Source organism: Streptomyces doebereineriae, from assembly GCF_031845645.1.
GTDB classification, from domain to species: domain Bacteria; phylum Actinomycetota; class Actinomycetes; order Streptomycetales; family Streptomycetaceae; genus Streptomyces; species Streptomyces canus.
Genome location: NZ_JAVREZ010000015.1, coordinates 164,129 through 186,330 on the forward strand (window position 1 = coordinate 164,129; position 22,202 = coordinate 186,330).

Here is a 22,202-nt window from a genome sequence, read left to right on the forward strand (position 1 = left end):
TCGCGATCCTCGTCGGTCACCGTGATCCGCACCGCCCGTACCTTCAGGGGCCGTAGTGGACGTACGACGACCACACGTCGGGGCGGTCGGGGATGCGGGTGCGTGTCCGGTGGATCGCCTCGTGGAGGGCTCGGGAGGGTCCCGCTGTCGGGGTGAGCGTCTGGTAGAAGGACTCCGCGAGGTGGGGGGCTTCCGCGTCGTAGATCGGCCACAGCGTGGCGACCACGTCGCGGTAGCCGGCCAGGAGGAACGCCGAGGCGATGGTGATGGCCTCGTCGGGCAGTACGTGGCCGCCCCGGGCCGTGCTGCACGCCGACAGGAACGCCACCTCGGCGTCCAGATCAAGTCGGCTGACGTCGGTCACCCGCAGCTCGGAGCCTTCGTGGAGGATCAGACAGCTGGACGACGGGCTGTAGGGATCGCTCATGCCGTGGCAGGCGAAGTGCACCCGGCTGGCGTCCGCCAGCCGCGCGAGCACGCGCGGCGCGGTCGCGTCGGCGCCGGAGAGGAAGACCCCGTCGGGGAAGCGGCCGCGCAGGATGCCGGTCTCCGTCGCCACGCCGACCAGGCGCGGCAGGCCCGCCGTGTCGGGGACGGCTACGCTCAGGAAGGTGTCGCGGTGGGCGGGCCGGGGGCGTCGGGCGTGGGTGAGCGCCCGGAGAGTGGGGGTGAACGACGACGTCACGCGGTCCAGGACTGTGTCGGTGGAGCTATGATGGCCCGCCGCCGCCACGGGCAGTAAGGTGAACAGCCCGGTCGGACACCACCACAGCCGTGGCGCCTCGGCCGTCGTACGGACGGTGTCCATGCCGAGGGTGTGCAGGACCGGCTGTGTCACTGTGTCCCACATCCACTCAAGGATGCCAGACATGCTCCGTGCGGCACCCGCCTCAGTGCCGGCTTTCGGCTGGACGCGCAGCAGTCTGTTGACGGCTCGTTCGGCGTCCTCCGCCGAGGCCGGGAGCCTGATCGCCTCGATGTCGCCGTTGGCGATGAGGATCGCATCGGTGCGGGACGCATGGGAGTTGACGATGACGACCGGGCCGTCGGCCGCGGTGTCGGTGACGGCTCGGCGGGACGAGGGCGCCAGGAACTCGGCCACTCCGGGCAGTTCGATGATTTCTCTGCGCAGCCCGTCCCATCGCGTGGCGCGGCGGTGGCGCTGCACGAGCGTCTCCTGTCCCGGGACGGACGATTCCTGCCGCAACTGCTGCCATTGGGCGGCCAGATGGGGTGCGTGCTCGTGCACGGCCGACAGCGGGCCGCGCAGGTCGAGCGCCTGCGAGATCAGGGTGGCCCGGCCCGCTTCGAGCAGTTCTACGGCCTTCAGTGCATCGTCGAGCTCCAGTGCGCACGCGGCCGCCGCGGTCGCGACACCGGTGGTGTCGGGGAGCATCGCCTCCTGGGCCTCCCGAGTCAGCCGCGGACCGACGGCGAAGGGCAACTGCTCGACCGCCAGGGCGTAGGACTCGGCCGCCGCCTCCCAGTCGCCGCGCTCGGCGTCGAGTGCGGCTCTGCGGCGTGCGGCGCTCATCCGTTGCAGTGGCGAGGCGTTGGGGAGTCGGGCCGCCTCGCCGAAGGCGTCGACCGCGGCGGGCAGATCGTCGCGTCGGCCCGTGGCGCGGTAGCGCCCTTCGAGCAGGTGTCCGAGGTTGAACAGGCGCCGGGAGCGCCGTACGTCGTCGATCGTCCGGTCCGCGGCCAGGTCCCGGAAGATGCTGACGGCTTCGTCGAGGTGCTTCGGATCGCCGTCGAGCCGGGCCTGTATCGCCAGGCCGAGGCCCAGGTCGACGCGATAGCGGTCGTGCTCGTCCGTGCCGCGCGGCGCTTCCTCGACGAGCGCGCGGGAGATGCCCAGCGCCTCGTCGAGGTGACGCCTGTTGCGGGTCCTGCTCGCATGGTCCTGCAGCGCGCTGCTCAGCGCGGTCAGGGCGCCCTCGTGCTGGGGGGTGCCGGGCGGGAACAGAGCGACGGCTTCCCGCGCGTACCGGATGGCGCCGGTGAGAACGGTCGGCCCCTGGTGGCCGGCGGCGAGGGGTAGCAGTTCGCCGAGCCGCTGTGCCACCCGCGCCCGCTGGTGATCGAGCCCGACGAGGAGGCTGTGTGCGCGCTTGAGCGTCCGGATCGCCGCGTCGAGGGCGGCGGGATCGCTGCAGCTCTCGTACAGCCGCAGGAAGGGATCCGACTGGGCGATCAGATACTCGGTAAGGTGGACATGGTGGTCCGTGGTGCCGACCTGAAGTTCGGAGGCGGCGCCGATGGCCTCGTCCAGCAGCTCCGGGCGCGGGTCGAGCCGGTAGAGGAAGACGAGCGCGTCCGCCAGCGCGACGAGCAACTCGCCGTGTTCGGCCGACTCCGGCTCGGCGGTCTCCAGCAGCCCGCGGATCACGGCGACAACCCTATACACGTCCCGCGGGGTGGCCGCCTTGGCGGCGATCGCTTCCTTCCAGACGCCGACCAGGGTGCGCAGGATCCGCGCCTTGCCAAAGCGGTCGGGAGTGACGGACTCGCTAGCGTTCCGCAGGGTGGTCACGCACTCGTCGAGGTAGGCGCCCTGCCCCGTGACGAGGTAGCGGTCCCGCAGCACGCTCGCGTGCAGAAGGAGCATGCCGGGGCGGTCGGGATGGGACGCGGCCACGGCGGAGATGCCACGGCGTGAGAGGTCCAGGCACTCGTCGAACACCTCGGTGTCGCCGGTGCGGCGGACGGTCTCCTGCAGGGCGCCGACGAGGGTGCCCAGGCGCCGGTGGAACTCGGCGTGCTCCACGGGTGTCACGTCGAACGCGGCCCGGGCCATGTGGAGGGCCTCTTCGACGAGCCTGCCGTCACCGGTGAGCTCCAGGAGGGATATGAGGGCAGCGGCGGCGTTCCCGCAGTACAGCGCGTAGTGGGCATGCTGCGATGGGGTGACCTCCACGGCGCGGCGGGCGGAGTCAACCGCGCGGGTCAGACCGGCCACGTTCGTCGTCGGCAGGTACTTCAGCCGCAGCGCCTCGCAGAGGTTTGAGTGGGCCATGCCGGGGTCGGGGTCCTCGGGACGCTGGTGGGCCGCGGCGCGGGTGTGCCACTCGATGGCCTCGTCGATGTCGTCGGTGCGGGCGGTCATGTTGAAGCGAAGGGTCAGCGCCGTCGCATGGTTGCCCGCTCTTGCGGCCCAGTTGGGATCGTCGGCCGGTGTAGCCTCCACCGCCTTGCGCCCGAACTCGACCGCTTCGTCGATACGGTCGATACCCGGCGCGATCACGAAGGCGACCCGGAGGGCCACCGCCAGCCGGGACATGAACCGGGGACCGATGTGGCCCCTGAGCCCCGAAAGCATGACCGCCGTTCTGCTGAACGTGACTGCCTCTTCGATGGTGTCGAGATCGCCGAAGGCTTCAGCCTTCACGCGCAGGCAGTCCGAGAGTTGGTCGGCCAGCTCGGGCCAGACGGATTCGGGGCTGTGAGCGACGGCCAGACGCGCTGCATCGATGGCCTGGTCCAGCTGCTCCGCATTCCGGGTGCGCAGGTACAGCATGAGGTGATGGGCCGACAGACAGGAGTAGCCGCTGACGAGTTGCTCGAACCACTCCTCTCGGTCCGACGCTTCTAGGCCGACGGCGGCTGTCGCACCTTGCAGCAGTTCGACGGCGAGGAACAGCGCTGCGGCGTCACCGGACCGCGCATACTCGTCGAGTTTGGACGAGCCCAGTACGAGCGCCTTCTCGGGGGACCCCGCGATGAAGGCCGGCAGGGTCTGTTCAGGGACGAGCGCGGGATCGTACTGATACGCCAGCGACAGGACGAGCATGGCCTGGCTCCTGAGGAGGCTGTCCTCTCCCTCCTGGAGAACCTCGGCGCGGAGGAACTGCCCCCACCCGTAGGCATTGATGGACTCGATGTCCAGGCTGTCGACATCGACCTCCCGCTCCGCCACAATGCGCTCCAACGCCATGTGGCCGTGCAGCACGGTGAGCGCCTGCTCGGTCTCCTCCGACAGCACCGCCTGCACGAACTCCGTCACGGCCGCCAGCTCGGGCCCCTGACGGAGCCGTTCGTACATGTTGACGAGCCGGGCCAGGTGCTCGAGGGCCGTCTGCCGCGTCATTCGTCGGTGGTCGGGGAGTCGTCCGGCGCCGCATCTACGCTCGCCGCAGGCGGGCTGTCCACCGTCTCGATCACCCAGACGTGCCGCGCGTAGTCCTTCTTCACCAGGAGCCAGGCGTCGTCGGCGGTGGGCAGCCTCAGGTTGAGGATTGCCGCGGCCTCACGGCCCGAGAGATCGGCGGGCAGCTCGAAGATCATGCGGCGTGCGCGGTCGACCAGAGCGATCTGGCCGTCGCTCATCAGCTGCTCCTCGGCAGCCTCGGCCCTCTTCCCCGGAAGGATCCTGCGCACCCACCCGTACAGGTCCTCGCCCACCTTGCCCGCCATCCCCTGGAGGACGGGCAGGAGCACGGATCCCGCCATGAACGTCATGACGAGGGCCTCGATCGAACGGGTGGGCCCCGCCACCCCTGCCGGCCGCGCGGCGGATTCCTGTGTCATTGGCCCATGTTGACTGCCTGCGCCCCGGTGCTGGAAGCCCCCGGCGGTCACGGCTGCGATGCCCGGATGCTCACCCCGGCGTACTGGAGCACGGGGGGCGCGCCCGCCACTTCATTCGCGGACGCTAAGAGTTGTCCCGTAACTGCTGGTCACAGTGAGCCGGTGGGGCCGACCGACGTCAGCCGAAGAGGAGGTCGACGTCCTTCTCGAGGCAGAGCTGCAGGACGATTACGAACTGGCGGGCGTCGTCGAGGTGCCGTTGGAGGAGCGGTTCGATGCTTCCCTCTTGAGGTTGGTCGGCGATCTCCTGCAGGCGGGGCAGGATCGCCGCGCACTGGCCCGGCGTGAGGTCGGGGCCGTCGGCGTCGGGATGATTGAGGAGTGGTGCCAGGGTGGTGGAGACGTCTTTCCAGGAGCGCTGTCCACCGAAGCCGTCCATCTCGTTTAGTTCGAACCCCTCGGACTGCGCCAGCCACCGCCGGAACACTCCGAAGCCGGTGTAGGACCAGGACACGTCCGGGCTGCTGGTGTCGTCGTCTCCTGGGAACAGAACGAGACCCACGTGTCCCTCCTCGTTGACCGAGTCCCCAGGATCGGCCTGAGGGAAGGGCGACGGCAACTGAAATGATCTCGCTGTGGCTGGTGTGATCACGGCGTCGGAGCCGTCCTGGATAGCCCCGTTCACCGGGCTGAGCCCGCGACAGTTCGGGAAGCTGATCACCGCGCTGCGGCGCGAGGGTGCGGACCCGGTGCGCAAGGGCCGGCCGTGGAGCCTGCCGCTGGAGGACCGGGTTCTGCTGGTCGCCGCCTACTGGCGGACCAACCTGACGCTGCGCCAACTGGCCCCGCTGTTCGGGGTGTCGAAGTCGGCCGCCGACCGCATCATCGACCACCTCGGACCTGCGCTCGCCCTCCAGCAACGCAGGCGGTTCCGCAAGGACGCTGTGCTGATCGTGGACGGCACCCTGGTCCCCACCCGCGATCACCAGGTCGCCGAGCAGTCGAAGAACTACCGCTACTCGACCAACCACCAGGTCGTCATCGACGCCGACACGCGGCTCGTCGTCGCCGTCGGCCGCCCGTTGCCCGGCAACCGCAACGACTGCAAGGCGTGGGAACTGTCCGGCGCGAAGGACGCCGTCGGCAAGACAACGGTCATCGCGGACGGCGGCTACCGCGGCACCGGCCTGGTCATCCCGCACCGCCGCGAACCCGGCCAGGCCGAACTCCCTGACTGGAAAGAGGAACACAACACCTCCCACCGCAAAGTCCGCGCCCGCGTCGAGCACGCTTTCGCCCGCATGAAGACCTGGAAGATCCTCCGCGACTGCCGCCTCAAGGGCGACGGCGTCCACCACGCCATGCTCGGCATCGCCCGCCTGCACAACCTCACCCTGGCCGGGTGACGGAGAAACGGCAGCTCATCCAGCACGTCAAAGATCATTTACGGGACAGCGCTTAGTGAGCGTCCCGCCGATCCGCTTCGGATCGATCGGCATCTCGGGGTTCACGCCGACGTGGTCCTGGACTTCTTCGTACGAGGCGGTTCCGCCCACTTCGACCTTCTCTGCACCAACTCGCTTCCGCTGCAGCGGCAACACATGCTCATTCGACGACTTCGACAGAGTCCGGCTTGGGAAACGGCATGACGTCCCAGCCCATCGGCCACCCTTGCCATCGCGGCTCCCCGGGTACAGCTTCGAGAATCTGTGGAATGCGGTGCACCCACCACTGGTGCGATTCGTCGTCCCGATCGGGCCGCCCGACGGTGGCAGCACGGAACCGACCATCGAGCACGTCGAGCTCCCGTTGCCGGATCACCCGCACCCGGGAGGGCAGCAGCCGCCAGACTCTGGCCAGTGCGCCTCGGCACCAGACATCATTGACAAACTCCGGCGCACAGTCCGAATAGCCGTCCACCAGGTCTTCCACGACACTGCTCCATGCTGCCAGCAGGGAGTTGAGCGTCCAGTGCTGTCCGCCAGCGCGAGGCCCAACACCGGCCAGAACAGCCGTGTGTATCGCCTCGTACTCCTCAACGGTCAGGGGCGTCTCGCCAGCCACGTCAGGTGTTCGATCCATGCGGTAACTGTCGCAGCTGGTGGCGCGTACTGCGGTGCAGTCAACTGGCCACGCGTGGCACCACGGCCCGGGCGCCAGGCACCACGGCGGCGACGGTGGCGAACAGCATCCGCTCCGTCCAGCCCTGCCCCAGGTCCTCCCCGCTCGGGCCCTCCGGGCCCGGCCGGGGCACCGCCGTAGGGGCATCCGGCCAACTGCCCGCCACGGCGGCAGGGTTGAGGACGTAGGCGGCCAGCACCGCCGCGATCGCCTGCTCATAGGTACCGGTCTGCGTGTCTATCGTCAGCTGCACACCCTCCCCTGTACCCGAGCCGTGGTCACGGCCGGGATACCCGGCGGGCCCGGCGTGGTGCCGGGGCGGCCCGGGCTGCGGCGAGTGGCCGGCCCACTTCGTCGCGTTCGATCTGCTGCGGCTGTCCAGGACGGGATACGACCGGCGGGTCGTACCGGAGGCGCAGGGCAGAGGGCCAGTAAGAACGGCGCTCTGTGCGGCCCTTTGGCCGAGCTACCCCTCGATGCGATCTACGAGCGGGGCGGTCGCTGAGGTCTGGTGGGCTGGTCAGCGCAGCGGTCGGTGGGATTGCTGTACTTCAATGGTGTACGCGAGCGGGTTCTGCTCTCTGGCGTCCGGCCGCCGTTCTCCCTAGACGGCGAGCAGAGCGGCGAGGAGCAAAGCCGCCATCGCAGCGAGGACCCGAGGCTTCCTCCAACCGGGCCCTGAAGCCTGGCGGTTGAGCTCCCATGCGGACACGAGACCGCCACCTAGGCCAAGCGTGCTTCTCAGCAGGAAGACGGCACTATGCACAGGGAGCCTCCCGAAGCGTTCCAAACGGACCGGAAGGCTATCCCTGGCGACGGTTCCGCGAGTGACCGGCCCCACTTTGGAAGACCGCGTAACCGGGTGGGTCCTGACCGGGCAGGGCGCTGAGCTGCATGTCCGCGAGGCGTTCGCCGACGTTCCCGCGGCTTGCTCTCCCACCGGGCACGTCAGGGGCACGCGAACACCCGTCAGCCGGGCTGGATCGTTAGTGCAGGCAGAACTCGTTGCCTTCCGGGTCGCGCATGACGTACGTCATAGGTCCACGGTCGCTGTGCGTCTCGATCAGTTGCGCGCCGAGCCTTCCAGCCGTGCTACCTCGGCTGCCTTCTGGTCGGCATTGACGTGGATGTCGAGGTGCACCCGATTCGTTGCGGCGTGAAAGAAGAAGCGGGGCGGGCGGCCACCCGGACCGGGTGACCGCCCACGCGCGCTGTCACAGGCTGAGGTAGAAGCGCACGGTCGTGCCGTCGTCGCCGGTGTGCAGCCGCACCAGGTCGGCCACGTAGTGGACCAGCATCAGGCCCCGGCCGCCCAGTTGGCCGCGCTGCGGCGGGCGGCGGCCGGCCAGCGGATCGGTCAGCCGGCCCGCATCGCGGACCTCACACACCAGCTGCCCCTGCTCGGCCCAGACGGCGAGTGTCCCGCGGCCCCCGCCGTGGACCACGCTGTTGGTCGTCAGCTCCGCGACCGCCAGCTCCACATCCATCAGCTGCTCCCCGGCCAGACCCAGCCGCATCGCCTGAGCGAGAGCGAACTGGCGGACCGCCGGAAAGTCCTCACCACCGTAGGAGAAGACCGCGGCATCCGGTGCAGGCGCAAGCGCCTGGTTGTACCGATCCACGACCGCCTGCCAGTCGTAGGCGTCGCTGACCGACTCATGGCCCTCCCCGCTGATGAGGGTCGGGTGGGTAACCCGCGCATCAGCGATCACCTCCGGGTCCAGCCGCACCTCGTCGTAGGGGCACAGGATCGTCACCGCCCGGCCCTCGAACGCGGCATTGATCAGCGCCTCGTGCTGCGCGCACGCCGGGTACTCCACCGCGCTGCGCCCGGCCCAGATCGGTTCGCCGATGATCCGCACCCGCCCCTTCGGGTGGGCGTCGGCGAATCCGCGCAGCACCTTGGGGATGATCCGCCCGGGGTTGCGGCCGGCCTCGGTCATGTCCAGGAACAGGATCCCCTCGGCGTCCCCGCCCAGACCTGCCTTGATCAGCTCCAGGTTCGGGCCGGGCACCGCCACGGCCATCGGCTCGCCGTTGGTCAGACCCTCGCGCAGGAAGGCCACCGTCTGCTGCGTGTACTCCTGCTCGGTGCGGTAGAAGAGGGCAGGGTGCACGAACGCCTCGTGGGTGGTCACCGTGCTCACCACAGAGCCACCTCGATCCGGTCCAGGCCCGGCCAGAACATCTCCAACACGCGCGGCAGCTGCGGTGGGGGATGCTCGACCACAACCCTCCCGTCGGGCAGGTTCATGGCGGTGACCGCCAGCGCGGTCACCCCGGCCACGTCGATGAACGCCACATCCGACAGCTCCACGTACGACACGCCCGCGTGCCGCCGGGCCAGCTCGGACAGAGCGTGCTCCCACGACGGGCGCGTGCGGAGGCTGATCTCACCGCGGGCACGTATCCCGGAACGACCGGGCAACGAGCTCACCTCCAACGCGGCGCTCCCAGGCACCGCCGGGGCGGGCCCGCCCACCGTATGTGGGGCATCCACGCTCGGACTCCTTCACATCAAGCCGCCTGCCGACGCTCCGGCACGGGCAGAGGAAAAGCTCCACCCGACGGGGCAGTGTATCCAGGCGGCAGAACGCCGGGTTCTGTAAGTGGGAGCGAGCAACGTTCATCGACGGTGTCGGATAGCGCTCGGGGATCGCGGAGCCCGAAAATGTCGATGCGGACAGCAACGTTCCGGGGGGCCGGACGCTGACGTCGGCCGCAACCGGCACCCTGGGTGTGAGCGTCACGGGTGAGGGGACGCGCGGTCGGTCGTTGCCTCAGGCAAGTGCAGGTCGATGCCTTCGCTGGTGGGGTGCTGGCAGGCCGGGCACAGTTCGCGGTGGCCAGCGGGGGTGATGACGGTTCCCCACTCATGGCAGTCCTGGCAATCCTGGGCCAGGGAGAGGTCGGGGCGAGGGGCCGGGACTGGAGGAACGGGTGTGGTTTCGTGAGCCATGCGGTGGGTCCTCAGCGGGGTGAGCGACGGACACACAGGCTGCCAGCATTCGACCGATATGTCTGTATGCGTCTCATGCCGGGACAGGGGTGCCTCTCGCCCAAGACTCGCGCAACAGTCAGGCGCAACTTGGCGCGGTTCGGGCTCGAGGGCTGGAAGGCCGCGCGGCGGCACGGTCATCGATGCCGTGCCGCCGCGTCACTCACCCCAGGGCCACCCGTCGCGCCGCACCACATGCGCCCGTATCGAGCTGATCTACGCGCCCCCAAGGCTCAGCGTCTGCACAGGAGTGTCCTGGAAGCATGTGGTCACTCGTCCCGGTGGGGTTGGGAAGAAAGCCCCCCGCGGGTCCTCCGGGCAGCTACTGCCGGGGGACTCACGCGCAGCGACGCGCTGGCTGAACTCGGATGGATGCTGACAGGGAAGCAGGGCGGGCGTGTGAGCGTGCCCCTGTCCGCTGTCTTTCCCGGAGATTGCCTTGACCTCATCGGCGTTCGGCGATGCGCTTGCCGACCAGCTCCCGCTGCGCTTCGAAGCCCTGAGCGACAGCCATGACGATCTCCCGACCGTGCTGGCCCACCCGGCCCGCGTCGGCGGCCCGGGCCACCGGCAGCACCGGATCGCAGGCCCACACCACCAACTCGACCGCGTCGCCGACGATGTGCAGGTCCAGCAGCCACGAGCCCGGCGCGGACTTGCGGGCATGGGTGACCAACTCGCTGACCACCAGCTGGATGAGGTCCACGGCACGCTGCGAGACCGGCAGGCCGTGCTCGGTCTGGACGCGCATGAGGAAGCCGGCGGCGATGTGGCGGGCCTGCGCGACGATGCACGCGCCGTCGCCCTCCAGGGCCACCGTGATCTGTATGGCCTGCTGGACGCCTCCGAAACCCTCGCCCCCACACCGTGGTCGATCTGAGCCGGGTCACCTTCATGGACTCCACCGGCATCAACATCTTCATCGCCCCCACCGCAGCCTCACCGAGGCCGGCGACTGGATACGCCTGGCCGCGCCCACCGAAGCCGTGATGCGCACCCAGCAGATCGTCCGCGTCGACGCCGTTGTCGGCGTACACGCTGATGTGCTCAGGCGCGTACGGATGAACGTGCTCACGAAGGACGGCGTGTCGCAAGCGGGACAATGGGGGGTTGCGGTTGAGCTTTGGCCGTGCGGTCGCTGGCCGGATGACTGGCATCAGGAGGTTGAGGCGCATGCTTGTTCTGGGCCGCTCGCAGGTCGAAGCCCTGCTCGATGTGGACTCGCTGATCGATGCCCTGGCCCCGGCGATGGCAGACCTCACTGCCGGCCGCGCTTCGGTGCCCGACCGCGTCGCCGCCCTGGTGCCCGACCGCGATGGATTCCTGGCGGCCATGCCGGGCTTCCTGCCGTCGGCCGGGGCGCTCATGACCAAGCTGGTGTCACTCTTCCCGCACAACGACGGGGCACGGCTGCCTACCCATCAGGCGCTGATCGTGGCGTTCGATCCGGACACCGGCGAGCCCGCCGCGCTGCTGGACGGTACGGCCATCACCGCAGCGCGGACCGGCGCCTGCTCCGCGTTGTCGGTGCGACTGCTGGCCCGCGAGGACGCGACCGTGCTGGCAGTGCTGGGCACCGGGGTGCAGGCCCGGTCCCACGCCCGCGCGATCTGCCGGGTCCGCCCGATCCGGCAGATCCGCGTCGCCGGCCGGGACCCGGCGAAAGCCGCTGCCCTGGCCGAGGAACTCTCCGCCGCACTGGAGGGCGACGTCCGGGCCGTGTCCAGCTACGCCGAGGCACTCGACGGCGCGGACATCGCCGCCGCGACGACGCACACCGTCGAACCCGTGATCCGCCGTTCCTGGCTGACACCCGGGGTACACATCACGTCCGTGGGCTACAACCCGGCCGGCCGAGAGATCGACGACGCCACAGTCACCGAGGCACTGGTGTGCGTCGAATCACGCCAGGCCGTGCTTGCCCCGCTCCCCGCGGGCAGCAACGACCTGCTCATGCCGATCCGCAACGGCCTCATCACAGCCGACCACGTGCACGCCGAACTGGGCGAACTCATCACCGGCAACAGGCCGGGGCGCACCACACTGGACCAGATCACCCTCTACAAGTCGGTCGGCGTCGCAGCACAGGACGCCGCAGCCACGGCCCTGGTCCTCGCCTCGGCCCGCGAGCAGTCAATCGGCGAGGAGATCACACTGCGGTAATACCACTCCCAGCAAACGATCACGGCGGCAGGATCGGCAACGCGGTCGATCGGTTGAGCACATTCACCCGTACGCGGTTGAGTACATTCGCGCGTACGCCGACAGCCGTCATCCACTCCCGCGAAACCCTCCGCCAAGCCCTCAGCAACTGACCTATCCCCCGTACCGGCCGTGCGCTGGCCCGACCGACTCAGTGCTGGTGGTGATCGCGCTTGGGCAGGTAGAGGGGACTGAGCTGGTGCCAGTACCCGTGCACGAGGTTTTCGGCCTCCTGCACCGCTCCCTGAGCGCATTGCCCGTCCGTCGGCAGGTGTTGCTCGGCTTGGGCCACGGTGGATCCCCTGCGCCGAACCTCCCTCAGCGCCGTCCAGCGCGATACGGCAGCAGTGCGCGGCCTGCCGCTTCGGCCCGCCAGGCACCATCGCGCGAGCAGTATCGCGGCCACCACCGACAATGCGCTGGCGGCATAGACCTCATGACCGGCCACTGGCTCCTCCTGCCGGACACCCGCATGGACCGTGCCGGGTTCAGGTGCCCCGGTATCGCATCGTCAACGTCACCGCTGGGCTAAGAAACCCTCACATGGCATTGCCGGGTGAGGGAGGCGGCACCGCCATGGGGAGGACCGGGGCGTTCTGCATGCGAAGGCTCCTGACCCGGGCGCAGCATCGTCGGCGGCCCGGGCAGGGCCGGCGCGGCGGCCCCCGGCGCGCAACACGGCGAGCCCGCGCCCATCCCGGCCACGCCGCCCATCCCGCGCCTCCCCACTCCTCAACTCCAGCCAGACACCTCACGTTGCTGTGCCGTCAAGTCGGATCTTGCGGGCCCGTGTAACGTGACTCGCCGGTTCGAACAGGTGGGGTGGAGCATTGGCCGACGTGGTGCGTGTCATGGAGGCGCTGGCCGAGCAGGGCGTCACGGTGCTGTTCAAGGCCGATGCGGAACGCATGCGTGACGGAGTGAGGCCGTGGACCTTCGTCGCGAACGGTCTCCCTTTCCATGAGGACCTGCTCGTGCGTACTGATGCCGCCTCGGTGGAAGCCTGCCTGGAGATCTGCCTGCCGCGACTGCGCGAGCGCGGACTGGTCATCCCTGAGTGAGAGCGACCCGGCCAACTGTGATCTATGCGGCGGCTGATTCTGCGGCTTCGAGCGGGGGCGGAAAGGCTAGGGTCTCGTCAAAACGCTTGCAGTGCTGGAGGCAGTGGTAGAGCTGGCCGATCATGCGGTTGAAGAGGTTGCGCTGGGCGGCGGCGTGCCAGTCGCCGGTCTCACGGCGGCGCCGGTAGTGGGCGTTGGCTCCGAGTGAGTGGCGGAGGGCGGCGAAGGCCCAGAGGTAGCCAGCGTGGTTGAGCCGGTCGTTCTTCACCCATCGGCGGGTGATGGACGACTTCTTCCCAGAGGCCCCGGTGATGGGCGAGGCGCCGGCGTATGCCTTTAGACCGCGGGCGTCGGCAAAGCGGGTGCGGTCGTCCCCGATCTCAGCCAGGATCCGGGCGGCGAGCTGGATGCCAAGCCCGGGGAAGCTCAGCAGGATCTCGGCGTCCGGGTGCTGTGGGAACGCCTCTTCCACCGCCTTCGCGAGGTCGTCGGTGGCGGTGCAAGCGGCTTCCAGCTGGATGAGGAGGGCGAGCATCTGCTTGCCGAGCGCGTCCTCGACGAGCAGCGGCTGGTGGGCCCACTCAGCGCGGAAGACGTCGCGGAGGCGGTCGGCCTCCGCCTCGATGCCGCGTTTACGGCCAGCCCGCTTGAGTGCGGCCTGAAGCTGTGCGCGGGTCAGCCGCGCGGCCCGCGACGGGGTCGGCGCGGCCTTGAGGAGCTCGCGGGCCTCAGGGCGGCACAAGCCGTTGGCCCAGCCCGCGAAGGCTTCCAGGGCGGCCGGGTAGTACTCGCGTAGCAGCGAGCGGAGCTGGTTGGCGATCTGCTGCCGGTTCCACAGAGCGTCCTGCTGGGCCCGGGCAAGGACGGCGATGGCACGACCGAGGTCGCTGTCGCCCGGCAGGGGCCGGTGTGCATGCATGTCGGTGCGCAGGATGTTCGCCAGGACGAGGGCATCGCCGGGGTCGGACTTCTTGCGCGAAACCGAGTGGCGGTCGCGGTAGCGGGCGGCCGCCATCGGGTTGATTGCGAACACCTTCCGCGTCCCAGTCCGCAGCACGGCAACGAGCAGGCCGCGGGATGTCTCGATCGCCACCGGGATCGGGTTCTCCTCGGTGTCGCCGTGCTCGGCAAGTAGTTCCAGCAGGATCTTGTAGCCCGCCGCGTCGTCGGTGATGTGCCGCTTGGCGAGTAACTGGCCAGTGTCGTCGACCAGCGCGACGTCATGGGTGCGTTCCGCCCAGTCGATTCCGCAGTAGATCAAGGTTTTCCTCCCCAACTTTTCTGGTGTTCTCGCTGGTCACGAGCGCATGCGGGCCACGCGAGCGACCTAATCCCAGGCCTCGACCGCAGCTCGGGTCGGGCCGACACCTCACTAGCCGTTCGTGGCACCAGCGCACCTCACGGGCCTCGGTCTGCGCGGGAGCTCGAACGGCTCGGGCACATTAAGAGGTCACCATGCAGTGGGCTCGCACCACCAACCCCAACGAGTGATCAAGCGACGGGTGTTGACGTTCGTGGTGTCGGCCGCGAAGACGCCGGACGCCGCCGCTCTGCATCGAGGCGTCAAAGCCAGGTCTGGCGAAGGCATCCGTCCGGCACCCACGCAACCGCCACCACTCCGAGTACCAGGACCGCGCGCCTCTCTATGCGGAGGTCTCAGTCGACCCGGGTGGCCAGAGGCGTCGCAACTCCGTACTCGAACATCCGTGGAGCATCCGCTCCATCGGAACGCCCTTAACTACGGATTAGGGCATGGGCGAAGGTGGTCACAACGGGGATGTCCGCGGCCCGACCACGTCATACGTGCGGCGTGGCCTGGGCGAACTCCGAAGTGCTGTGAAGGCTCGCGCAACATCCAGCGCAACACCTACCGCAACACGTTGGCGCAACACCCAGCGCAACGCATGCACGTCGTGGACCCCGGGCGGCAGCCCGACACCGGCACCCCCTGCGCGCGGCAGAACCATCAGGCGCTGCGTGATCGGCGTGCAGTCGTCTTCTTCGTGGTCTTCTTGGCCGGCTGCTTCTTCGCGGTCTTCTTCTTCGGCATCTCGTGGACATCGGCGTCCTCGCCGCGTGAGGCCTTGGCCTGCTGGACGAACTCATTGAGAGCGGCCATGAGATCAAGGACCTTGCCCGGCTGCTCGGGCTCCGGGGCTTGGGGAAGGGGCTTCTCTTCCCGCTTCGCCTCGATGATCTTTGCCAGGGCGTCGGTGTAGGTGTCGGTGAACTCCGGGCCCTCAAGGCCGTCCTGGGTCATGCGGTCGATGAGCGCGAGCGCGCCCTCGATCTCCTTTTCCGACACCGTCTCGTGCGGCGGGTCGACGGCGGCCGGATCGCGGACTTCTCGCTGACTCGCCCCGGATGTCGCGCATCCGTCGGCGGGAGAAGATGCGGAGCCTGACGGTGTGCCGCGCACGGGCAGGGTACGCATGATGAGCAAGGCTTTCGCAACGTGGTCTGAAGCCCTGCGGACGGAGCCACCGGTCAGCGCCGACGAGGGAGCCATCGGGCAGCCCGGTCCAGGAGGCGAGGTGGCAGGATGACGCGGTGTCCGACTCTCTGCGTGAACTGTGGCTGCGCGGCATCGCCTTCAACGCGGCGGCGCCCGCCGACGTGCTGATACGTCTCCTGGACGAAGCGGCCGGTGAGGCCGGATTGCTGATGTGCGAGGGCCGTGACCTGCCCGGCGCCGTCATCGACGCGGCCCTCCGCCACCCGGTCGAGCGGATCCGCCGTGCCCTCGCCCGCAACCTGCACGTCGACCCGGCGCGACTCGCTCCCTTGGCATCGGACCCTTCGGGACTCGTCCGTGCGTATCTCGCCGGCGGCACCAGGCTCCAGCCCCGGTGGGTCCGGCCCCTGCCGGCCGACATCCTCGTCACCTTCCTGACCGCCCAGGACGGAGGCGAGGACGGCAGGGTCACCGAAAAGGAGATCGTCGGGGAGCTCTGGTCCTCCCGGCAGGTCCCTCTGTCCTTCCCGCGGGACATGGCCGGTCACGATCACCCCGCACTCCGTCTGTATGCCGCCTTCCAGTGGCAGTCGCTCACCGCTGCGCAGCGCCATGCCCTGCTCGACGACTCGGACCCCGCCGTACGGGAAGCAGCCAGGAGGGGCAGCCGGCAGCTGGACCCGGAGGCGGTGGAGGCCGAGCTCCCGCCCATCGGATCACGCCACGCGGTGTTCGTGCTCAGCACCTGTGCCCTGTCACCTGCGGTCGTCGAGCGGTGCTTCGCGGCCGACGAGGTGCACCCGCTGGCCCGGAACCGCCATACCCCGGCCGACGCTCTCGCCCGGCTCGCCCGCCACCCCGATACAGAGATCCGCAGGCTGGTCGCCACCCGGCCCGACCTGGGACCGGCGGCGGCGGAGCTGAGACACGATCCGGACGAGGACGTGCGGATGCGTGCCCGCCTCCAGCCCTCCATCCGTACCTGGGACGAATTCCAGGAGGTCCAAAAGGTCGTCGATCATGGGCCCGACTGCACCTGCCCGATCACGCAGCCGGCCACCGAGCCGTCGCCGGACTGGTACGCCACCTGCGCTGCGTACGAGGAACCGGTGCTCCGCCGGGTCGCGGCGAGCTGGCCCGGCCTGTCGGCGGAACTCGTCGAGACCCTCGCGCAGGACGACGACGAGGAGGTCAGGATCCGACTGGCCTGCCACCACCCGCTCGCTCCGCCGCACCTCCTCCTGGACGTCTTCGTGACCCGCCCGGCCCACCGTCCGCACCTGCTGACCCTGCCCGCGTTCCCCCGCACCGGCCGGACCCACCTCATCGCCCACCCGGACCCCGAGGTGCGCGCCCTGGCCGCGGCCGACCCCACCCTGCCCGAACCTCCGCTGGGAGACCCCGACGATGCAGTACGCCGGGCAGCCGCCGCCAACCCGACCCTGCCACCCGAGACCCTGGAAACCCTCCTCACCGACCTCCGCACGGCAGAGGGCGCCGCGGCCAACCCGTCCCTCCCCGTCCCCCGCATGCACGCACTCCTCGACCAATGCCTGAACGGCGCCGTCACCGCGCCGACGGCGGCCCGACGCTGAGAGACGACACCCACGTAGCGATCACGGGCATGGCAAGCCCCGTCGGCCATCGACTGACGCCAACACGCCGGGCGAGTGTTTCCGAATCTGATCAACATTCCGCACACCAGCAAAAGCGACTGCTCCTGCAACTCGTCTACAAACGTTCCCCCTTCTCAGGCTCTGGTCCACTTCTTCTTGATCCGGTTGACATGACCCTCCACGACACCGGAGTTCCAGGGCAGTGTGAGGCCGGCGGTGACGGCGTCGAGGTCGCGTTCGAGGTGTTGGGCGAAGTGCCGGAGGCTGGGCAGTTCGGTGGTGGAGGTGGCCGCTTCGATCCAGGTCGGCAACTGCTCGCCCTGGAGATGGGCGACCATGTGCCCGAAGGAGCGCACGTGCTCGGCAAGTGCCGTCAGTTCGGGGCAGTTGGCCAGGACGGCTTTGAGCTGGAGCCGGTCGCCTTCGGGTAGGGCGTCGGGGTGGGTGAGGATCCAGCGGGTGACGGCGCGGGCCGACGGCGGGCGGGGGCCGACCGGTTGGGGTTTGCCGCGAAGCGTCCTGCTGACGTAGTCGCGAACGCCGGCGTAGCCGCGGGGATAGCCCTGTTCCTTGATCTCCTCCCACAGTTTCCCGGCGTTGGTGCAGCCTTCCTGCCAGCGCTGATCGAGGTAGGGCTTGTAGTCATCGAGCCTGGTCGCACGGTTTTGCCACTGCCCGGTGAACATCTCCTCCGGGGTGGTGGCGCGGGAGAAGCGCAGGATCGTGTTGAGGGTCATCCCGAGCTGCCGGGCAACGGACCGCATGCTGTGACCGGCGGCCAGGAGAGCGTGGATGGTGGCGTGCTTGGCGCGGGTGCGTTCGGCGAACCGGTGCCCCGTCGGCCAGGGCGACGGCATGGCTGGCTCCGGCTCATCCTGGAGTTCCTCAGGCTGCGCCGGCGTGGGGCGCAAGCAGCCGCGGTACCGGTAGACGCACTTCTCGGCGGCTTCGCCCAGGTTGTGCCAGAGATGCCACCGGTCGGCGACCTGGAGGGCCTGCGGGGCGCCACGGGTGGCGCCCTCGGCGAAGAAGGGCGCCCGGTCACGGCAGACGATCTCGATGCCCGGCCGCTCGGCGAGCCAGGCAGCGAGCGTGTCCGCCTCCCGGTCGGGAAGGAGGTCGACCGGGCGACGTGTCTCGACGTCGACGAGCACGGTTCCGTAGACACGGCCCTTGCGCTGGGCGTACTCGTCCACGCCGACCACGCGGGGTACTGCGACGGCGGGGTCCGGAAGCGAGGCGATCAGCCTCAACAGGGTGTTCCGGCTGACCGGAACCTTGAAGGCGCCCGTCATCCGGGCACCGGCCCGGCCCGCGAGCGCAAGACCGACCGACACCAGCGTCGACCGCAGCCGCTCGGTCCGTCGCCCGAACCTGCGGGTGAGACCGAGTACTTGCTCGGCGAAGGTCATGCGCTCGCAGGATTCCTCCTCGCAGACGAACCGCCGCACCCGCAACGACACCCCGACGAACTTGCCCGCCGTCGGCAAATCACGAGGAAATCGCAGGTAGGAGCCGTGAATGCGCCCCGACCAGCACCCGCACCCCGGACAGGCCGCCCGCCCCGCGGTCGTACGGGCCTCGACCCGGACGACCGTGTCGATCAGCTCGACCGATTCCACCAACACGCCCTCGACCGAGGAAAACAGCAGCTTGTTCAACTGCGGAGAGCAAGCACGTCCGCACTGCACCCATGGCACGGGAGACCTGCTGCGGACACACACCAGCTGCCGGCAGACCTAGGGCTGGAGTGGGCGGCGTAGCCGCCCCAGAGGCGGACAGGGCGGCCGCCGCGGCGGCCCAGGAGACGGCGTTCAAGCCGTTCACGAACGTCACCGCCGACGCGTTCCTGATCTTGGACGAGGGCAAGCTGAAGTTCACCACGGAAGGAGCCGGAGTCAGGTCCAGGAGGCGAGAGGAGGGGCTGCCGGGGTCACCGGCGGCCCCCTTTCGCACTCCGGAGGTGACTGATCTTGATCTGTGGCCGTGACAGCTCCGAACAAAGGATGCGGGGGAATGCTGCGGCAGGCAGGTGAATCTGTCAGACGGACGGCTTTGGACCGGATGCGCTCTTCGCGGAAGGGGGCCAGTGTCGAGCTGAGCCGAGGAGGCGCGATGGACCGAGGAACCGGATCTCAGAGGAAAGGTGACACGCAAGGGCGGCGAGGAGAGTCCACGGACGACCCCGGGCTGGACCAGTTGCTCGTCCGCGCCGCTGATGGCGACGAAGAGGCCTTCGCCGGACTGTACGAGGCCCTGGTGGACACGGTGATGGGACTGGCGTGCCGTGTGGTGCGGGACAAGGCACAGGCGGAGGAGGTGACCCAGGACGTGATGGTGGAGGTGTGGCGGACCGCCAAGCAGTTCCAGCCGGCGCGCGGGGCCGCCCGGAACTGGGTGCTGACCCTCGCGCACCGCCGCGCGGTGGACCGGGTGCGGTCCGTCGCCGCGGGCCGCGCCCGCGAGCTGCGTGCCGCGGTCCGGGAACAGGAACGGTCCTTCGACACCGTCGCCGAAGAGGTCGAGGTGCGGGAGGAACAGCGCGTGGTCTTCCGCTGCCTGACCGAGTTGGCCCGCGAGCTGAGGCTGCCCCTGGTGCTGGCCTACTACGAGGGGCTGACGTACGCGGAGGTCGCCGAGGCCCTCTCGACGCCGCCGGGAACCATCAAGTCACGGATGCGTCAGGGGCTGAAGCGCCTGTACGACTGTATGGAGGCCGGTTCGTGAACCTCACCGACGACCCGCATCTCGATGTCGGCGCGTATGTGCTGCACGCGCTGCCGGCCGCTGAGGAAGCTGCCTTCGAGAACCACCTGGCCTCTTGTCTCCCATGCCGTCTGGAGGCCGAACAGTTGTCCAAGGCGGCCGTCGGGTTGGGGGCGGCCGAGACGAGCGCGCCCTCCGCGGACCTGCGCCGCCGGGTGCTCGACCAGATCGCCACCGTACGTCAGGTCCCACCCGACGCATTCGCGTCTCGGAGCCGACGCCGTCGGCAGGGGGGTGTGAAGCTGGCGCTGGCCGCGTCCGTGGCGGCAGCCCTGGCTCTCGGAGGTGTCGCCTGGTGGCAGAGCTCCGAGGCCGAAACCGCACGTGAGCAGTCCGTCCAGGATCGTGCCGAGTACCAGCAACTCGCCGATGTCCTGACCGCCCCCGACGCCACGATCAGCACCAAGGAGCTCGCGCGCGGCGGGACCGCGAGCGTGGTCGTCTCCCGGGCGCAGGGCCGGTCCGCCTTCTTCGGCTCCGGGCTGCCGCCGCTCACCGACGACCGGGTCTACCAACTCTGGTACACCGAATCGGGGCAGTTCCGGCCGGCCGGACTGCTGTCCACCGAGAGCGGACGTGAGGCACGTGTCCTGGACGGGCCCCTCGGCGGGGCCACTGGCGTCTGCGTCACGGTGGAACCGGCCGGTGGCTCCCGCCAGCCCACCACGCACCCCCTCGGCGTCATCTCCGTCCCCGCGTGACGATCACTGCGCGGCCACCGCGACGGCGGCCGCGCATCCCCTCCCCACCGCCACGTCGTCGATGCTCCACCCCGGCACCCGGCAGGGCCCGCGCGCGGAGCTGCCGAGGTGGTCGAGGCGGAGGTCACGTCCGAGTCCGGTGCCGAGCCCTTTCAGATAGGCCTCCTTGCGCGTCCACAGGCGGGCGAAGGCGGCGGGCCGCCGGTCCGGCGGACACGCGGCGAGCTCGGCGGCCTCCCGGGGATGCAGCGTCGCCGTGAGGCCGGAGACGACGTCGGAGGCGGGCAGCCGTTCGATGTCCGCGCCGACCGCTGTGTCCGCGAAGGCGAGCAGGCAGAAACCGTCGGTACGGGAGACGGAGAAGCACAGGGGCACGCCGGGCACGTCGGGACGGCCGTGCGGCGCCCGGCACACGGGGCAGGATTGCCGTACCAGCGTCACGTCCGACGGCTGGAGCCCGAGGTAGGCGCCGAGGAGCATGCGCAGGCACACGTGGGCGACCCGGTAGCCGTCCTGGTCCGGCACCCGGTGAAGTGCCGCGGCCCGCGCCCTTTCCCGGCTGTCCAGCAGTGTGCCGGCGAGCGGGGTGACGGTGCCCAGGAGGTCCTCCGCCCGTGCCAGCCACAGCCTGGGCCGGCCGGGACGAGGCGGCTCCGGAGGCCTGGCCCAGGCGGCGGGTGTCAGCTGCTCGGGACGCAGGACCGGTCGCACGGGAAGGAGGCACATGCACGGCCGCCTACGGTCGGTCGGAGGGCGCCCGCACAGCGCGGGGGTCCTCGATCGCGTCACCGCCGTACAGAGCCTGCACCCAGTTGCTCTGGTAGATCGTGTCGAGGTAGCGCTCACCGAGGTCCGGGGCGATCGCGACGGGCGTGAGGCCCGGCGTTCCGTGCCGGGCGAGCCAGCTCGTCGCCCCGCTGACGACCGTGCCGGTCGACCCGCCGAACAAAAAGCCCCGCCTCGCCAGGGTCCGGCAGGTACGGATGGCGTCAGCCTCCTCGACGCGGACCGCTTCGTCGACGTAACTCTCGTCGAGCAGGGGCGGCCGGAGGCTCATGCCGAGGCCGGGGATCATCCGCCGTCCGGGCGGGTCGCCGAAGATCGCGGAGCCGACGCTGTCCACCGCGACGATCCGCACCGGCCGGTGCCAGGAGCGGAACCAGCGGGCGCAGCCCATCAGCGTGCCGGTCGTGCCGACGCCGATGAACAGGACGTCCAGGCGCGGGAACCAGCGGGCGATGGCCGGGGCCGTCCTGAAGTAGTGAGCCCGCCAGTTGTCGGGGTTGGTGTACTGACTCAGCCACACATAGCGGTCGTCCGCGGCGCACAGACCGCGCAGGTGCGCCAGCCGCGCGCCCAGCAGACCGCCCGTGGCGTGCTCGTCGGAGACGACGTGGACCTGGCTGCCCAGGGCCTCCATCATCAGCCGGGTGGCGAGGTTGCACCGGGAGTCCGTCACGCAGACGAAGCGGTAGCCCTTGCTCGCGGCGATCATGCTCAACGCCACGCCGAGGTTGCCGGAGGAGGACTCGATCAGGATCGAGTTCCGCCGGAGGGTTCCGCTGCGCTCGGCGGACTCCACCATCTCGGTCGCGGCCTTCAGCTTGATCGAACCCGCGAAGTTGAAGCCCTCGCACTTGAGGAAGAGCCGGTGGCCCGTCATCGGCTCCAGGTCGACGTACAGGTCCTCCTCGTTGAAGGCGTGGGGGACGGATATGACAGGCACGATGTTCTCCTCGTACAGGCCCGACGGTG

21 protein-coding genes and 1 pseudogene are annotated in these 22,202 nt (G+C 69.7%); 7 read left to right on the forward strand and 15 right to left on the reverse strand.

Annotation, left to right across the window (positions count from 1 at the left end; translation table 11 throughout):
- Positions 1–43: 43 nt before the first annotated feature.
- From RNB18_RS35315 to RNB18_RS35325, 3 genes are all read right to left on the reverse strand, one after another.
- Complete coding sequence (locus tag RNB18_RS35315; RefSeq protein ID WP_311718154.1) at positions 44–4,087, reverse strand: CHAT domain-containing protein; 4,044 nt, start codon at positions 4,085–4,087, stop codon at positions 44–46.
- Complete coding sequence (locus tag RNB18_RS35320; protein ID WP_311718155.1) at positions 4,084–4,527, reverse strand: hypothetical protein; 444 nt, start codon at positions 4,525–4,527, stop codon at positions 4,084–4,086. The genes RNB18_RS35315 and RNB18_RS35320 overlap by 4 nt, the downstream gene beginning before the upstream one ends.
- A gap of 178 nt (positions 4,528–4,705) precedes the next feature.
- Positions 4,706–5,089 carry a hypothetical protein gene (locus RNB18_RS35325; protein WP_311718156.1) on the reverse strand — a complete coding sequence of 128 codons (384 nt, stop codon included), beginning with the start codon at positions 5,087–5,089 and terminating at the stop codon, positions 4,706–4,708.
- A 73-nt stretch (positions 5,090–5,162) separates the two neighbouring features.
- On the opposite strand from RNB18_RS35325, the gene RNB18_RS35330 reads away from it, so the two are divergent.
- Positions 5,163–5,933: a transposase gene (locus RNB18_RS35330; protein WP_311718157.1), complete on the forward strand. Its 771-nt coding sequence runs from the start codon at positions 5,163–5,165 to the stop codon at positions 5,931–5,933.
- Positions 5,934–6,132: 199 nt separating this feature from the next.
- On the opposite strand, the gene RNB18_RS35335 is transcribed toward RNB18_RS35330, so the two are convergent.
- From RNB18_RS35335 to RNB18_RS35355, 6 genes and pseudogenes are all read right to left on the reverse strand, one after another.
- Positions 6,133–6,609, reverse strand: coding sequence for a hypothetical protein (locus tag RNB18_RS35335; RefSeq protein ID WP_311718158.1), 477 nt, complete (start codon positions 6,607–6,609; stop codon positions 6,133–6,135).
- Positions 6,610–6,649: 40 nt separating this feature from the next.
- Complete coding sequence (locus RNB18_RS35340) at positions 6,650–6,901, reverse strand: hypothetical protein (RefSeq protein ID WP_311718159.1); 252 nt, start codon at positions 6,899–6,901, stop codon at positions 6,650–6,652.
- Positions 6,902–7,634: 733 nt separating this feature from the next.
- A pseudogene (locus RNB18_RS53875) lies at positions 7,635–7,724 on the reverse strand (VOC family protein); the annotation flags it as partial.
- Between the two features lie 138 nt (positions 7,725–7,862).
- The gene (locus RNB18_RS35345) at positions 7,863–8,795 is read right to left on the reverse strand and encodes an anti-sigma factor RsbA family regulatory protein (RefSeq protein WP_311718160.1); all 933 of its coding nucleotides are present in this window, start codon (positions 8,793–8,795) and stop codon (positions 7,863–7,865) included.
- The gene (locus RNB18_RS35350; protein ID WP_311718161.1) at positions 8,792–9,148 is read right to left on the reverse strand and encodes an STAS domain-containing protein; all 357 of its coding nucleotides are present in this window, start codon (positions 9,146–9,148) and stop codon (positions 8,792–8,794) included. The genes RNB18_RS35345 and RNB18_RS35350 overlap by 4 nt, the downstream gene beginning before the upstream one ends.
- 943 nt (positions 9,149–10,091) lie before the next feature.
- The gene (locus tag RNB18_RS35355) at positions 10,092–10,463 is read right to left on the reverse strand and encodes an ATP-binding protein (RefSeq protein ID WP_311718162.1); all 372 of its coding nucleotides are present in this window, start codon (positions 10,461–10,463) and stop codon (positions 10,092–10,094) included.
- 356 nt (positions 10,464–10,819) lie between these two features.
- On the opposite strand from RNB18_RS35355, the gene RNB18_RS35360 reads away from it, so the two are divergent.
- Entirely contained in the window at positions 10,820–11,809 is a 990-nt protein-coding gene (locus tag RNB18_RS35360) for an ornithine cyclodeaminase family protein (RefSeq protein ID WP_311718163.1), read from the forward strand.
- A gap of 190 nt (positions 11,810–11,999) precedes the next feature.
- Here RNB18_RS35360 and RNB18_RS35365 read toward each other — a convergent pair whose 3' ends face one another.
- A complete protein-coding gene (locus RNB18_RS35365) occupies positions 12,000–12,296 on the reverse strand; it encodes a hypothetical protein (RefSeq protein WP_311718164.1) in 297 nt (98 codons plus the stop codon).
- A gap of 391 nt (positions 12,297–12,687) precedes the next feature.
- Here RNB18_RS35365 and RNB18_RS35370 point away from each other — a divergent pair, with 391 nt between their 5' ends.
- Positions 12,688–12,909, forward strand: a complete 222-nt coding sequence (locus RNB18_RS35370) for a hypothetical protein (RefSeq protein ID WP_311718250.1) — start codon at positions 12,688–12,690, stop codon at positions 12,907–12,909.
- 22 nt (positions 12,910–12,931) lie between these two features.
- Here the strand turns inward: RNB18_RS35370 and RNB18_RS35375 are convergent, their stop codons facing one another.
- Both RNB18_RS35375 and RNB18_RS35380 read right to left on the reverse strand, forming a co-directional pair.
- Positions 12,932–14,170 carry an IS110 family RNA-guided transposase gene (locus RNB18_RS35375; protein ID WP_394817724.1) on the reverse strand — a complete coding sequence of 413 codons (1,239 nt, stop codon included), beginning with the start codon at positions 14,168–14,170 and terminating at the stop codon, positions 12,932–12,934.
- Between the two features lie 705 nt (positions 14,171–14,875).
- Positions 14,876–15,343 carry a Ku family protein gene (locus RNB18_RS35380; RefSeq protein WP_311718166.1) on the reverse strand — a complete coding sequence of 156 codons (468 nt, stop codon included), beginning with the start codon at positions 15,341–15,343 and terminating at the stop codon, positions 14,876–14,878.
- A gap of 116 nt (positions 15,344–15,459) precedes the next feature.
- Between RNB18_RS35380 and RNB18_RS35385 the strand changes: the two genes are divergently transcribed.
- Entirely contained in the window at positions 15,460–16,959 is a 1,500-nt protein-coding gene (locus RNB18_RS35385; RefSeq protein WP_311718167.1) for a hypothetical protein, read from the forward strand.
- Positions 16,960–17,114: 155 nt separating this feature from the next.
- Here the strand turns inward: RNB18_RS35385 and RNB18_RS35390 are convergent, their stop codons facing one another.
- Entirely contained in the window at positions 17,115–18,641 is a 1,527-nt protein-coding gene (locus RNB18_RS35390) for an ISL3 family transposase (RefSeq protein WP_311718168.1), read from the reverse strand.
- Positions 18,642–18,673: 32 nt separating this feature from the next.
- Here RNB18_RS35390 and RNB18_RS35395 point away from each other — a divergent pair, with 32 nt between their 5' ends.
- The 3 genes from RNB18_RS35395 to RNB18_RS35405 all read left to right on the forward strand — a co-directional run bounded on the left by RNB18_RS35395 (position 18,674) and on the right by RNB18_RS35405 (position 20,447).
- Entirely contained in the window at positions 18,674–18,970 is a 297-nt protein-coding gene (locus RNB18_RS35395) for a hypothetical protein (RefSeq protein WP_311718169.1), read from the forward strand.
- 125 nt (positions 18,971–19,095) lie between these two features.
- A complete protein-coding gene (gene sigK, locus RNB18_RS35400; protein ID WP_311718170.1) occupies positions 19,096–19,707 on the forward strand; it encodes an ECF RNA polymerase sigma factor SigK in 612 nt (203 codons plus the stop codon).
- Positions 19,704–20,447: an anti-sigma factor gene (locus RNB18_RS35405; protein ID WP_311718171.1), complete on the forward strand. Its 744-nt coding sequence runs from the start codon at positions 19,704–19,706 to the stop codon at positions 20,445–20,447. Before sigK ends, RNB18_RS35405 begins: the two co-directional genes overlap by 4 nt.
- A 3-nt stretch (positions 20,448–20,450) precedes the next feature.
- On the opposite strand, the gene RNB18_RS35410 is transcribed toward RNB18_RS35405, so the two are convergent.
- On the reverse strand, positions 20,451–21,173 hold the full coding sequence (locus tag RNB18_RS35410; protein ID WP_311718172.1) for a 4'-phosphopantetheinyl transferase family protein: 723 nt from the start codon (positions 21,171–21,173) through the stop codon (positions 20,451–20,453).
- 10 nt (positions 21,174–21,183) lie between these two features.
- Entirely contained in the window at positions 21,184–22,173 is a 990-nt protein-coding gene (sbnA, locus tag RNB18_RS35415) for a 2,3-diaminopropionate biosynthesis protein SbnA (protein WP_311718173.1), read from the reverse strand.
- Positions 22,174–22,202 lie beyond the last annotated feature (29 nt).

Coding starts and splice junctions, on each gene's coding strand:
- sigK (WP_311718170.1), top strand. CDS start 19,096: ATGGACCGAGGAACCGGATCTCAGAGGAAAGGTGACACGCAAGGGCGG.
- RNB18_RS35360 (WP_311718163.1), top strand. CDS start 10,820: ATGCTTGTTCTGGGCCGCTCGCAGGTCGAAGCCCTGCTCGATGTGGAC.
- RNB18_RS35380 (WP_311718166.1), bottom strand. CDS start 15,343: ATGCGTACCCTGCCCGTGCGCGGCACACCGTCAGGCTCCGCATCTTCT.
- RNB18_RS35315 (WP_311718154.1), bottom strand. CDS start 4,087: ATGACGCGGCAGACGGCCCTCGAGCACCTGGCCCGGCTCGTCAACATG.
- RNB18_RS35395 (WP_311718169.1), top strand. CDS start 18,674: ATGGCACGGGAGACCTGCTGCGGACACACACCAGCTGCCGGCAGACCT.
- RNB18_RS35410 (WP_311718172.1), bottom strand. CDS start 21,173: ATGTGCCTCCTTCCCGTGCGACCGGTCCTGCGTCCCGAGCAGCTGACA.
- RNB18_RS35320 (WP_311718155.1), bottom strand. CDS start 4,527: ATGACACAGGAATCCGCCGCGCGGCCGGCAGGGGTGGCGGGGCCCACC.
- RNB18_RS35335 (WP_311718158.1), bottom strand. CDS start 6,609: ATGGATCGAACACCTGACGTGGCTGGCGAGACGCCCCTGACCGTTGAG.